The sequence below is a fragment of the Amaricoccus solimangrovi genome (assembly GCF_006385685.1).
GTDB classification, from domain to species: domain Bacteria; phylum Pseudomonadota; class Alphaproteobacteria; order Rhodobacterales; family Rhodobacteraceae; genus Amaricoccus; species Amaricoccus solimangrovi.
In genome coordinates this window covers 1-11,566 of sequence record NZ_VFRP01000055.1, presented here as the reverse complement: position 1 = coordinate 11,566, position 11,566 = coordinate 1, and the positions used below count along the sequence as shown (strand labels likewise).

General features: G+C 68.0%; 12 protein-coding genes and 2 pseudogenes. 5 read left to right on the top strand and 9 right to left on the bottom strand.

Annotation, left to right across the window (positions count from 1 at the left end; all coding sequences use genetic code 11):
* Both FJM51_RS22550 and FJM51_RS22545 read right to left on the bottom strand, forming a co-directional pair.
* A partial coding sequence (locus FJM51_RS22550) for a carbohydrate ABC transporter permease (RefSeq protein WP_140456360.1) occupies window positions 1-504 on the bottom strand: 504 nt, incomplete at its 3' end.
* 107 nt (window positions 505-611) lie between these two features.
* Window positions 612-1,922: an ABC transporter substrate-binding protein gene (locus tag FJM51_RS22545; protein ID WP_140456359.1), complete on the bottom strand. Its 1,311-nt coding sequence runs from the start codon at window positions 1,920-1,922 to the stop codon at window positions 612-614.
* A 302-nt stretch (window positions 1,923-2,224) separates the two neighbouring features.
* Here FJM51_RS22545 and FJM51_RS24030 point away from each other — a divergent pair, with 302 nt between their 5' ends.
* From FJM51_RS24030 to FJM51_RS22535, 3 genes are all read left to right on the top strand, one after another.
* Window positions 2,225-2,380 (top strand): hypothetical protein, encoded by a 156-nt coding sequence (locus tag FJM51_RS24030; protein WP_181164723.1) that lies wholly within the window; start codon window positions 2,225-2,227, stop codon window positions 2,378-2,380.
* 64 nt (window positions 2,381-2,444) lie between these two features.
* On the top strand, window positions 2,445-2,855 hold the full coding sequence (locus FJM51_RS22540; RefSeq protein WP_210240396.1) for an FAD-dependent oxidoreductase: 411 nt from the start codon (window positions 2,445-2,447) through the stop codon (window positions 2,853-2,855).
* Between the two features lies 1 nt (window position 2,856).
* On the top strand, window positions 2,857-3,738 hold the full coding sequence (locus FJM51_RS22535) for a VOC family protein (RefSeq protein ID WP_140456357.1): 882 nt from the start codon (window positions 2,857-2,859) through the stop codon (window positions 3,736-3,738).
* A 129-nt stretch (window positions 3,739-3,867) separates the two neighbouring features.
* On the opposite strand, the gene FJM51_RS24625 is transcribed toward FJM51_RS22535, so the two are convergent.
* The 5 genes and pseudogenes from FJM51_RS24625 to FJM51_RS22515 all read right to left on the bottom strand — a co-directional run bounded on the left by FJM51_RS24625 (window position 3,868) and on the right by FJM51_RS22515 (window position 8,815).
* Complete coding sequence (locus FJM51_RS24625; protein WP_233713238.1) at window positions 3,868-4,305, bottom strand: hypothetical protein; 438 nt, start codon at window positions 4,303-4,305, stop codon at window positions 3,868-3,870.
* Between the two features lie 202 nt (window positions 4,306-4,507).
* Window positions 4,508-4,843, bottom strand: a pseudogene (locus tag FJM51_RS26470) (ParB/Srx family N-terminal domain-containing protein); the annotation flags it as partial.
* A gap of 490 nt (window positions 4,844-5,333) precedes the next feature.
* Window positions 5,334-6,467, bottom strand: coding sequence for an extracellular solute-binding protein (locus FJM51_RS22525; protein WP_140456355.1), 1,134 nt, complete (start codon window positions 6,465-6,467; stop codon window positions 5,334-5,336).
* 116 nt (window positions 6,468-6,583) lie between these two features.
* Window positions 6,584-7,702 (bottom strand): mandelate racemase/muconate lactonizing enzyme family protein, encoded by a 1,119-nt coding sequence (locus FJM51_RS22520; RefSeq protein WP_140456354.1) that lies wholly within the window; start codon window positions 7,700-7,702, stop codon window positions 6,584-6,586.
* A 9-nt stretch (window positions 7,703-7,711) separates the two neighbouring features.
* Window positions 7,712-8,815 (bottom strand): alcohol dehydrogenase family protein, encoded by a 1,104-nt coding sequence (locus FJM51_RS22515; RefSeq protein WP_233713236.1) that lies wholly within the window; start codon window positions 8,813-8,815, stop codon window positions 7,712-7,714.
* On the opposite strand from FJM51_RS22515, the gene FJM51_RS22510 reads away from it, so the two are divergent.
* Window positions 8,805-9,077 (top strand): hypothetical protein, encoded by a 273-nt coding sequence (locus tag FJM51_RS22510; protein ID WP_140456353.1) that lies wholly within the window; start codon window positions 8,805-8,807, stop codon window positions 9,075-9,077. The two genes, FJM51_RS22515 and FJM51_RS22510, sit on opposite strands and share 11 nt — an antisense overlap.
* Before the next feature lie 193 nt (window positions 9,078-9,270).
* On the opposite strand, the gene FJM51_RS22505 is transcribed toward FJM51_RS22510, so the two are convergent.
* Window positions 9,271-10,314: a LysR substrate-binding domain-containing protein gene (locus FJM51_RS22505; protein ID WP_140456352.1), complete on the bottom strand. Its 1,044-nt coding sequence runs from the start codon at window positions 10,312-10,314 to the stop codon at window positions 9,271-9,273.
* 319 nt (window positions 10,315-10,633) lie between these two features.
* Between FJM51_RS22505 and FJM51_RS22500 the strand changes: the two genes are divergently transcribed.
* Complete coding sequence (locus FJM51_RS22500; RefSeq protein ID WP_140456351.1) at window positions 10,634-11,038, top strand: GFA family protein; 405 nt, start codon at window positions 10,634-10,636, stop codon at window positions 11,036-11,038.
* 404 nt (window positions 11,039-11,442) lie between these two features.
* Here the strand turns inward: FJM51_RS22500 and FJM51_RS24615 are convergent.
* Window positions 11,443-11,566: pseudogene (locus FJM51_RS24615) on the bottom strand (ABC transporter permease); the annotation flags it as partial.

The window sequence follows — 11,566 nt, the reverse complement described above, 5'->3', positions numbered from 1 at the left end:
GGGCAGCCACTGCCAGGCGACGATGACGATGATCGAGAACAGCGGATAGGCGCCGAACCAGTCCACCGGCCGCAGCCCGACGCTCTGCGCGATGCCGGCGAAGACGCCGTAGCCTGGGTGGAAGATCATGTTCTTCCAGATGAGCGCGGCCACCGGCGGCATCACGAAGAACGGCGAGATCACCAGGATCCGCGCGATCCCCTGGCCGAAGATCGGCTGGTCGATCAGCAGCGCCACGCCGATGCCGCCGATCACGGTGATCGCCAGCACGCCGAGCACGATGGCGAGCGTGTTGCGGATCGCCTGCCAGAAGGCCGGGTCGGTCAGGAAGTACTGGTAGTTCTCGAAACCCGCCCAGCCTCCGGCTGCCGGGTTCAGCAGGTTGTAGTAGCGGAACGAGAAATAGACCGTCATCGCGAGCGGGATGATCATCCAGATGAACAGGAGGACGATCGCCGGCAAACGCATGAAGCGGGCGATGGATTCGGTTTGTCTTGTAGCCATGGCACCCTCCCTGGCCATCCGCCATCGCGGCGACCCCTGTCGACGTTTTGCTTTTGAAGAGGGCCGCCCGACGGTCCGGGCGGCCAGTTGGCGCTGGGAGGAAGCGCTCAGTACCCCGCGCGGCGCATTTCGCGCTGGGTAGTCGATTGAGCCTGGGCGAGAGCGTCATCCACGCTGCTCTGCCCCGCCAGAGCCGAGGCGAAGAGCTGGCCGACCGTGGTGCCGATCGACTGGAACTCGGGGATCGCGACGAATTGTCCGCCGGTATAGGGCACCTCGTCGACCGTCGGCTTGGTCGTATCCGCCGCGTCCATCGCCGCCTTGGTCGGCGCGGCGAAAGGCGCCGCTTTCAGATATTCCGGGTTCTCGTAGAGCGAGGTCCGGGTCCCCGGAGGCACGTTGGCCCAGCCCTCCTTCGAGGCGACGAGCGCTGTATAGTCCTTCGAGGTCGCCCATTCGATGAAGGTCTTGGCATCGGCCTGGTTCTTCGAGGAGGCCGGGATCGCGAGGTTCCAGTTCCAGAGCCAGTTGCCGTGGTTGCTCAGCCCTTCCTTGGTCGGGAAGATGACGAAGCCGACCTTGTCCGCGACTGTCGAGTTCTTCGGATCGGTCACGAAGGACCCAGCGGTCGTCGCGTCGATCCACATCGCGCACTTGCCCTGCTGGAACAGCGTGAGGTTCTCGTTGAAGCCGTTCGACGAGGCGCCCGCCGGCCCCGCGTCCTTCATCAGGTCGACGTAGAAGGTGGCGGCGTCATGCCAGGCTTCGGTGTCGAACTGCGGCTTCCAGTCCATGTCGAACCAGCGCGCGCCATAGGAGTTGGCGAGCGCGGTGACGAAGGCCATGTTCTCGCCCCAGCCGGCCTTGCCGCGCAGGCAAATCCCCGCGACTCCCGCCGAGGCGTCCGTGAGCTTGCGCGCGGCGTCGCCGATGAACTCCCAGGTCGGGCTATCCGGCATGGTCAGCCCGGCCTTCTCGAAGAGGTCGGTGCGATACATCAGGAACGCGGATTCGCCGTTGAACGGCGCCGCGTAGAGCTTGCCTTCGACGGTCAGGCCGCCCCGGATCGCGGGGAGCAGGTCGTCCACGTCGTAGGCCGCGTCGAACTCGAGCGGCGCCAGCCAGCCCTGCTTGCCCCAGATCGGCACCTCGTAGTTGCCGATGGTCAGGATGTCGTACTGGCCGCCGCCGGTCGCGATGTCGGTGGTGACCCGCTCGCGCAGCGTGTTCTCCTCGAGCGTGACCCAGTTCACGGTGATGTCGGGATGCGCCTTGGTGAACTCGTCGGTCAGGCCCTGCATGCGGATCATGTCACCGTTGTTCACCGTCGCAATGGTGATGGTGCCGGCCATGGCGCCGCTCAGCGCCGTGCAGGACGCGAGGGCGGCGACGGCGGTAACGCGGAAAAGAGATGACATCTGATTCCTCCTCATGTTTCTACGCGTCTCGTATATTTTTATCGCGCGTAAAATTTATATATGCGGAGAGGAACATTCTGTCAATCCAAGAATCACCCGCGCGCCCGTGCCCATCGCTGAAGGAGCGGGCTCGACAGCTTGGAGCCTGGCTGTCCTGGATTCTCACAGCGTCAGCTCATCGCTCAGTGACGAGACTGACGCTGAGCTGGACGCGGCCGTGAGGGAGCCGATTGGTCAGGCCGCCGAGAGCCGCCGGAACGCGCCCATGAAATCTCAGCGGGATCGATGATAACGGCGATGGCGTGCTTCAGACGGCTGAGGTCATCGGAGCGGTGCAAACGGCCTACGCGGGTGGCACCTATCATGCCGATACCGGCTCCGCGCTCGCGAGCTGCCTGGATGTGATGAACAATCAGGAAGGTCTCGGCGCGAGCGACTTCTTCGACCTGTTGGTCTGACCCCGCGAGGGGCGGGGCGTGCGAGGCGTTGGGATCGCGCTTCGCACGCGACGCCGTCCGCTGCTTGGCGCGGGTCGAGCGCCATAAGACGTGCGCGGCGGTCGCGCTTGCCCGGGATTCGCTATGTCCCAAGAAGGGCCGCCTCTGCGACCTTCGTGTCTTACTCGAGGCGGCGCTGACCGCCGCCGCGCTCCGGCAGTTCGCCCGGCTGTTCGGTCCCGAGGCCGTGCGCCCCCGCGCGACGCTCTACAAGGACTGGGCGAGCGATCCCCTGACCGCCACGCCGGCGGACTGGACCTCGGCCGGCCATCCCGACGGCGACCTCGCCCGCGTCGAGGGCCCTTGGGGCGGGCGCCTCGTGCTGGGCGGCAGCGAGGCGAGTCCGACCGAGGCGGGCTATCTCGCCCGCGCCATCGAGGCCTCGCGCCGCGCCGCGGCCGAGGTCGCCGGGCCCCTCGCCGAGCGGAGCGACTGAGGTGACCGAGCCCCCGCGCCGGATCGACCACCTCGTCCACGCCGTCGACGATCTCGACGGCGCGGCAGATCTCTACCGCCGCCTCGGCTTCCAGGTCGGCGCGCGCAACCGCCATCCCTGGGGCACCGAGAACCGCCTCGTCCAGTTCGGCTCGTCCTTCATCGAGCTCATCACCGTCGGCGACGGCGCGGAGATCGCGCCGCATGCGCCGGGAAGCTTCAGCTTCGGAGCCTTCGTCCGCGACTATCTCCGCGAGCGTCAGGGGCTCGCGATGCTGGTGCTCGACAGCGCCGACGCCCGCGCGGACGCGGCGCGCTTCGCGGCGGCGGGCATCGGCGATTTCGACCCCTTCTTCTTCGAGCGCGAGGGCCGCCGCCCCGACGGATCCGCGACCCGCGTCGCCTTCACCCTCGCCTTCGCCGCCGACCCGGGCCTGCCCGCCGCCGGCTTCTTCGTCTGCCAGCAGCATTTCCCCGAGAGCTTCTGGAACCCGGCCTTCCAGCGGCACCCGAACGGCGCGACCGACATTCGCGCCGTGACGATCGCCGCCGGCGATCCGCCGGCGCACGCGGGGTTTCTCGCGGCCTTCACCGGGTCGCCCGCGCGGCGCGCGGTGGACGGGCTCAACGCGCCGCTCCGGGGCGGCGGGCATATCGACGTCGAACGCACGGGCGACGCGGAGGGCATCGTCGCTTTTGCGACGGGGGTGCCCGATCTCGCGGCTCAGGCCGAGATCCTGGCCGGCGCCGGCATCCTCTTCGAGGCGAGCGGCGACCGCGTCACCGTGCACGCGGCCGAGGCCCTGGGAGCCGGGATTGCCTTCCGGGCAGGTGCAGGCGGCACCCGACGAGATATGCCTCCGCCCGCGCCTTGCACGGCCTGACGCCGACCGCGGCCCGGACAGGCCCGCGCCGGAAGCGGGCGAGACAAACGAGGCGGCCGGCGGGACCTTCGCCCCGCCGGCCGCCATGTCGCGAGATCCTGATCTCGAGCCGAGAGGCCGAGGTCCGGATCAGACGCCCTCGAGGATCACCCGGGTGAGGTTCGACAGCTCGTCTTCTATCCGCGCGATGACCTTCTCGCAGGTCGCGATCCGCTCCAGCTTGATCGCGTCGCCGGGCCGGCGGCGCAGCTTGCGCTCCGCGTCGCGGATCGTGTCCCGAACACCCTCTTTGGCCCGGAGCAGGTCCCGCTGCCTCTGCCGCTCCTCCGGGGTCCAGGGGCCGGTCGCCACGACCCGGCCGGAGAGCGGGCAGATATGGATCGTGTCCGGATGCGGCGGGATGTCGTCCTCGGGCAAACCCCGGGCACGCCGCCGCGCGACCTCGCGCGTGGCGTCCCCCCGGTATTCGACGATCATCTCGAATGCCTTCCGCCGCTCCCGGCTGTTGCTCACCTCGGTCGCCGAGACCGAACTCGCGGTGCCTGACCGCGCCCGCGACCCGGACATGCCCGTCGATCGGCACGTTATACGGTGAGTCGGTGAACACCATCTGGGCCCGTTCCGCCTCGAGCAGCCGGTCGTAGGTCGTGGCGACCAGCGCGTCGCCGCAGACCAGCCGGTGCGAGCCGAGCAGCCAGACGTCGCCGGGGTGGGTGATCGCTGCGTCCGACGCCGCCGGCGCGGGGAGATCATCGGCGGGATCGCGGGGCTCCTGGGGCGTGAGCCCGTCGATCAGGCTGTCGATCTCGGGGATCGAGAAGCCGATCACCTCGACGTCGAAGCCGAGATCGGCCTCGATCGCCATAAGCCCGGCGATCTCGGTCGCAAGCATTTCCTCGTTCCAGCCGGCGTTGAGCGCGAGCTTGTTGTCGGCGATCACATAGGCGCGCCTTCGCGCCGGTGTCATCGACGAGATGAGCCGGCAGGGCACGGTCGCCATGCCGAGCAGCTTCGCCGCCGCGACCCGGCCATGGCCGGCGAGGATGGTATTGCCCTCGTCGATCAGCACGGGATTGGTGAAGCCGAAGGTCCGGATGCTGTCCATGATCTGGCGGACCTGCTTCCTGGAATGGGTCCGGGCGTTGTCGGGCCAGGGCCGCCGCTGATCCGGGGCGATGCGCGGGATCAGATCGCAATCATTCGATGCCCGTTCAGGCATTTCGGTAAACCTTGTCAATGAGGGGGGTGTTTCGACGCCTGCCGGAGACCGTGCGGGGCGCGACCTCCGACGCCTGTCGGCGAGGTCCGCTTCGGCCCTGTCCCTTGGCGAACCTCTCCGGCGGCGTCGAAGGCGGGCGGCGTGGTGGCTGGAATGGACCGAAGCCCGGACCCTTCGTGAGCCGCTTCACGGCGGCGTCTACGTTTGCCCGCCGCCGGATCCACGCGTCGATCCGCTCTGTCATCTCGACCTTCCCAGCGCGCAGGCCGCGCGGGCGTGTCACCCCGCGGGAGGGGCCAGGATCGGTCTCCCGATCGTTTCCGCTGGATCCTCGAGCCCGAAGCGGGTCTGGCCGATCGGCGGCGGGACCGTCCGTTTACTGTCCGAGCCAGGCCTGAAAGCGAGCGTCGAGCTCGTCGCGATGGTCCGCCCACCAGGTGTAGTTGAAGAGGAAGGCGGTCTTCGCGTTCTCCGGGTTCGTCGACATGTGCGGCGCCATCTCGATCCCGAGCTCGGCGTGCTCGCCCACCAGCGGCTGAGACGAGGCGCGCGCCGGGCCGAGGGGCTGATATTTCGAAATGTCCGCGAGCTTCTGGGTGCTGGTCGCGAACCTCAGGAAGTGCTTGACCCGGTTCAGTCGATCCTCGGGCAGATCGGCCGGGACGACGAAGCCGTCGATGTCGAGCACCTCGCGGTCCCAGAGCATCGCAACGGGCTGCTTCTGCTCCTCGATAACCGCGAAGAGGCGGTTGCTATAGGTCGAGCCGATCACGACCTCCCCGTCGGCGAGCAGCTGCGGCGTCTCGGCGCCGGCCGACCACCAGACCGTCTGGTCCTTGATCGTGGCGAGCTTGTCGAATGCCTTCTGCACGCCCTCGTCGGTCTCCAGCGTGGCGTAGACCTGGTCGGCCGGCGTGCCGGAGCAGATCAGCGCCCATTCGAGATTGTTGATCGGCCGCTTTTCGAGCGATCGCTTGCCGGGGAACTTCTCGAGGTCGAAGATGTCGCAGACGCTGGTTGGCACCGCGCCGTTCCATGCGGCGACATCGGTGCGGTAGCCGAACGTGGTCGAATAGAGGTTGGTCGGGATCTGGCATTCGGCCACGATGTACTTGGCAAGATCCTCGCTCGCCGGGGTGCCGTCGGGCGCGGGCGCGAGCCACTCGTCGAAGGGCACCTCCGCGACCAGCCCCTCGTCGCAAAGCCGGATCGCGTCGGCGGCGAGGACGTCGATGAGGTCCCAGGTGACATTCCCCGCCTCGTTCTGGGCGCGAAGTTTCGCGACCCCCTCGGCGCCGCTTTCGTCCCAGATCACCTTGACGCCGGTCGCGGCGACATAGGGTTCGGCGAACACCTTCTGCTGCATGGTCTGGTAGGCGCCGCCCCAGGACACGATCGTGATCGAGTCGGCGCAGTTCTCGCAGGGGGGCATGTCGGCCTCGCTCTGCGCCATGGCGGCCATCGGCGAGGCTGCGAGCGCGAAAGCGGTCAGCAGTGGCTTCATCGTCATTGGTACACTCCCGTTGTGATTGGTGACGCGGCGGCGGTGATCGAAGTTGTCATCTTCTTGCCCGAGCCTTTCCGTCGTTCTTCCGGATACCTGAGAGGATCGGGCCCCGGTCCTTTTCAACGCTGGTACGTGGCGACCGGCTCACCCAGCACGTCGAGACGAGGCGTGATGCCGAGGCCGGGATCGGTCGGCGCGGTGACGCGGCCTTCCGTGACGTCGAACGTCCCGTCAGCGGTCTTGATCGAGACCATGTCGCGGCTTTCGAGAAGGCAGCGGAGGTTGCGTTCGGGGACCGTCTGGCCGAGATGGACGATCGCCGCGAAGGCGATGTCCGATCCGGTGGTCTCCTGCACGCTCACCGTATAGCCGGCGGCGAGGCAGATGTCGCGATGCCGACGGCCGCGGGTCAGGCCGCCGTTCTTCGAGATCTTGAGGCCGATGCCCTCGGCGGCGTCGTCCGCCACCAGCTGCGCGATCGAGGCGTCGCTCTGGGCGAGCTCGTCGAAGATGATCGGGACATCGGTCCGGCGGCGGAGCGAAAGGCACTCCCGCCAGGTTGCGCAGGGCGCCTCGAGCACGAAGTCGAGCCCCGGCGGAAGCAGGCGCAGCATCCGGAGCGCCGTCTCGACCAGCATCCCTCCGTTCGCGTCGACGATGAAATATTCGCCGGGCCGCTTGTCGGCGAGCGAGGCGGCGATCCGTTCGGCGTCCTCGGCGGGTTCTCCGCCGATCTTGACGGAGTGACCGATGTAGCCCGCCTCGCGATGCTCGGCCACGCGGCGGCGCATGTCCTCCGGATCGCCCATGTAGATCGACGAGATGACCGGCATCCGCGCGTCGGTGCGGCCGCCGAGCAGCTCGCAGACCGGAAGGCCGACCGACTTTCCGAAGACGTCCCAGCACGCGACGTCGAGCGCGGTCTTGGCATGCTCGTGGCCGACGAGGGCCTGGTCCATGGCGTCGTTCACGCGATCGACGCGGCGCGGATCGAGGCCGAGCAGACGCGGCGCGATCTCGGCGATGCCGGAGCGGACCCCGAGCGCGTGCGAGGCGATCCAGGTCGATCCGAACGGCGTGCTCTCGCCCCACCCCTCGAGGCCGTCGTTCGTGGTGACGCGGACGATCGTGCCGTCGAAGCTCCGGTATTCCCTGCCGCCGGACAGCGTATAGACGCCGCCGGCATAGGGAAGATCGACCTGGAAGACATCGATGCGCTCGATGACGAATTCGGACATCTGGGATACCTATTGAGGAACGACGAGGACCAGCTTGCCGCCGGTGCCCTTGCTCAGGAATTCCTCCTGAGCGTCCACGATGCGCTCGAGAGGATAGGTGTTCGAAACGTTCGGCCTTATCTCGCCGCGCTCGATATAGGAGATCAGGTTCTCGAAAACCTCGTCGTCCTGGAAGGTGCACCCGTGGAAGGTGAGGTCCTTGAGGTAGAGCGTGCGCACGTCGAGCTCGACGAGGGGGCCGGCGATCGCGCCGGCGACCGCGTAGCGGCCGCCCCTCTTCAGAACATCCAGCAGCTCGCCGAACCCGGGTCCGGCGACGACGTCGATGACGACGTCCACGCTCTCCCGGTCGAGATGGTCGGTGAGCGGCTCGCCGCGGGGGATCACGGCGTCGGCGCCCAGATCGAGGAGTCGCGGCGCCTTGGCCTTGCCGGCGATGGCGGTCACCCGCGCGCCCCGGCGTTTCGCCAGCTGGATCGCGGCCGAGCCGACGCCTCCCGACGCGCCCGTGATCAACACGTGCTCGCCCTCTTCCACGCGCGCGCGATGCAACATCCCTTCCGCGGTGGAGTAGGCGCAGGGGATCGAAGCCAGCTCCACGTCGGACCAGGCGCATTCGACCCTGTAGGTCTCCCGCGCCGGCGCCTTCGCATATTGCGCGAAAGCGCCGTCGCATTCGGAGCCGAACGTCCAGCATTCCCAGGGGCGATAATCGACGTAGGACCGCAGCATGTTCCGCACGAGGACACGCTCGCCCACGCGGTCCGGGCTCACACCCTCTCCGACCGCGACAATCCGTCCGCAACAGTCCGCGCCCTGGATGCGCGGGAAGGCCAGCGGAGTTCCGGACCAGCTCGCATCGACGTCGTTGGATGTCTGGAACCCCGCCGCGCCGCCGGCGGCGGTACCGTCGGACACGCCCTTGGAATACCAGCCGATGCGCGTGTTGATGTCGGTGTTGTTGATGCCCGCGGCGGCGACCTTGATCAGGACCTCGCCGGCGGCCGGGACGGGCAACGGGATGTCGCTTCTGACCTCGAGCTTCTCGAAGCCTCCATGGCCCGTGAGCCAGACGCCCATCATGCGGTCGGGGAGTTTCGGAATGTCGGTCATCGAGGAAGGTCCAGTCCCTGTGAAGAAGGTCGCCCGAAGTCCGCCGCTCCGTCCGGAGAGGCAGGACGATTTGAGGCGGCATGATCGGGCGATCCGCCCTGCCATGACAATGCGCTTTCGCTTCCACGCCGATTTGATATCAGCTCAAATCGTCGCGGGTTGGCAGCACGGCACCGTTCCCGAAGTCAAAGCCCCTTTTCGGCGCTGGCAGGAGGTCCCCTCGGTGCTGGTCGCCGACTCTTCGGGACGCTTCGAAGAGTGATCGCCGGCGCACCGATCGGTCCCGCTCCTTCCGAGCGGAAACACCATGCAAGAAGGCATCTGTATTAAAGCTCAGGAATGATGAGCCTTACGATCAATGGTGCTAATGGAAGGCCGGGCCTCCACATGAAGGCGGATGATCAGGGCGCGGCCGGCCAGTGCCCGGGGGTCTGGAAGCCCCGCCTTCCCCGAGGTCACCGAAAGGGTCTTGATCCTCGCCCTGGGCCGCGCGGCAACGGCGCTTCCGGCGCGCCGTTCCCCGCCTTTTCCCCCGCGGCCGGGTCAGGGGCGCGCGCGGTCGTTCCGGGAAGGTCGCCGCGGGGGCAGGGCGCCGCCCGCGCGGCCTCCGCCTTCTCGAGGATCCATTCCCTCAGGGTGACCGCCGCCGGCGAGAGCTTCCGCTCGGCGCTCCGGGTCAGATAGTATCCGCCCGGCGCCGGCACCACGAGCGCGGTGAGCCGGCGGAGGGTGCCCTCCGCGACGAGCGGGGCGACCAGACGGTGCCAGCCGAGCACAAGCCCCTGATGCGCCATCGCCGCCTGCAGCGCGACGCCGAAATTGCCGATCCTGCGTAACCGGATCGCTCCGCCAGGATTTCCCCCGCGGAGGAGCGCCTCTTCCCAGTTCATCCAGTCGGGGCCGAGGGAGTCCACGCTCAGCAGCGGAAGATCCGGCAAATCGGCGATCGTGGCGGATGCATGCTCCGCGGCGAACCTCGGGCTGCAGACCGGATAGACGCAGTCGTCGAACAGGAGTTCGGAACTCTCGGCCGCCCATGAGCCCAGGCCGTAGCGGATCCTGAGTTCGACGTCGCCCCGGCGGATGTTGCGCGTGTTCTCCCAGATGACGTGATCGACCGAGATGTCCGGATGCCGGTCCCAGAAGTCGGGCATCCGGGGGATGAGCCACATCGTCGCGAAGACGTCGCTGCAGGCGATCGCGACGCCGCGGGAGGTGTCGTCGTGCTTGATCGCCTCGATCGCCTCGGAGATGGAATAAAAGCTCTTCGACAGCGTGGCGAACAGGAGATGCCCCGCCTCCGTGAGCTTGATGCCCCTGCCGGTTCGCACGAAGAGCGGCACGCCCACTTCCTGTTCGATCGTCTTGATCTGGCGGCTCAGCGCGCCGGGCGTGACGTTGAGTTCCTGCGAGGCCAGTGTCAGACTCGCGTGGCGCGCCGAAGCCTCGAACGCGGCGAGCGCGGCCAGGGACGGCAGGCCGTAGTGTCGTCGGACCATCGTGAGACTCCCCGGATGCGCGCCGTGTCGCGGTCGTTGCCGCGCGAAGAATGCCCGACCGGCGCCGCCGGGATCAACGGCGGCGCCGTCCGGTCCACGCACTGTTCGCTGGTGCTTGCGTGGCATGCGTGAACGCTTCGTTGCGCCGAAGCTCCCGTCGCTATAGCAACCAACCTGGACGAGAGTTCAGGATGCCGACAGGCCGATGACGAGGTCGGGCCTTCGTCGGAATCCCGCTGGGACGCGCGCTTTCGGGGGAGCGGATGCCAGATCTCGCGCGTTCGTCACGCGGAAGGACGCGGTGAAGGGAAGGTAGAGCATGCGCGTGGAAGGTCGATGTCACCGCGGCTTTGTCACCTACGAGGCCGAGGTTAACGTGGCCGAGATCTCCGTCTGTCACTGCGCGGACTGCCAGCGGCTGACGGGATCGGCCTACCGGATCACGGCGAGCGTTCCGGCCGAGGCGTTTCGCCTTACTGGCGGAGAGCCGAAGCTCTACACCAGATTCGGCGACAACGGCCGCGGGCGCGACCAGTTCTTCTGCCCTCACCGCGGCTCACCGATCTATACGACGGGCGAGGGCGAGGATGCGAAGTGGGTCGGTATCCGCGTCGGCACCATCGATCAGCGGCGGGCGCTGAGGCCGAGCTCCCAGATCTGGTGCGCCTCCGCGCTGCCGTGGATCGATCACCTCTCCAAGATCCCCCGCCGTCAGGGAGACTAGGTCAGGCGGCCCCGTTCCCGGCGCGGATCGGCGGCCCGCGGCTCGACGTGCTCGGGCACACGCTTCCCGCCATGCTCAGCGGGAGCCTGAACTCGCACCGCGGCCGCGCGCCCGACATGTAGGCGTGCCGCGGAAGGACCCGTTCGGCTTTTGATGACGCGTGCCGGGTCTGGGAGCAGAGCGCGGTGACAGGCTCCCGCGCCGCATGCGTTTCCGCTCGTAGAGGAAGACGGGCCGCTGGCCGACATGGCGCTGGTCGCGGACGCGCAGGATGGCGCGCGGACGGGAAGCGGCCTCGCTCCTTGGCCGCTGCGGGTGCTCCACGCTCGACGAACGGGCGCCGCCCCGGCATGGCGCCGCGTGCCCGGTGACGAACACCCGGCGTGTTCTGACATTGTCCCCTCTCAGCCCGGGCTCATTCCGCGGATCTTCTCCGAGCGTCTCCGGAGGAGTTCGAGGGTGACGAGGAGGAGGACGGAGATGGCGATGAGGACGGTTGCGACGGCGAGGATGGTGGGGGAGATCTGC